The following is a 246-nucleotide window of genomic DNA, read 5'->3' as shown; positions in this document are numbered from 1 at the left end:
CACCAAGCAGTGGCGTCCCCTAGGGGATTCGAACCCCTGTTGCCGCCGTGAAAGGGCGGAGTCCTAACCGCTAGACGAAGGGGACACAAAGTGTCACGACTTCGCAGCCGTCCTGCTCGTTACTTTTTCATCAGACAATCTGTGTGAGCACTTCGCGGGAAGGTATCTTCAGGTAAGGAGGTGATCCAACCGCAGGTTCCCCTACGGTTACCTTGTTACGACTTCACCCCAGTCATGAATCACAAA

1 tRNA gene and 1 rRNA gene are annotated in these 246 nt (G+C 54.5%); both read right to left on the bottom strand.

The window, feature by feature from the left end:
* Positions 1-10: 10 nt before the first annotated feature.
* Positions 11-85 (bottom strand) — tRNA-Glu (locus C1Y43_RS23530).
* An 88-nt stretch (positions 86-173) separates the two neighbouring features.
* A 16S ribosomal RNA gene (locus C1Y43_RS23525) occupies positions 174-246 on the bottom strand; the annotation flags it as partial.

Source organism: Pantoea sp. ICBG 828 (assembly GCF_002928355.1).
Lineage (GTDB): Bacteria > Pseudomonadota > Gammaproteobacteria > Enterobacterales > Enterobacteriaceae > Pantoea > Pantoea dispersa.
This window is presented reverse-complemented; position numbering and strand designations above follow the sequence as displayed.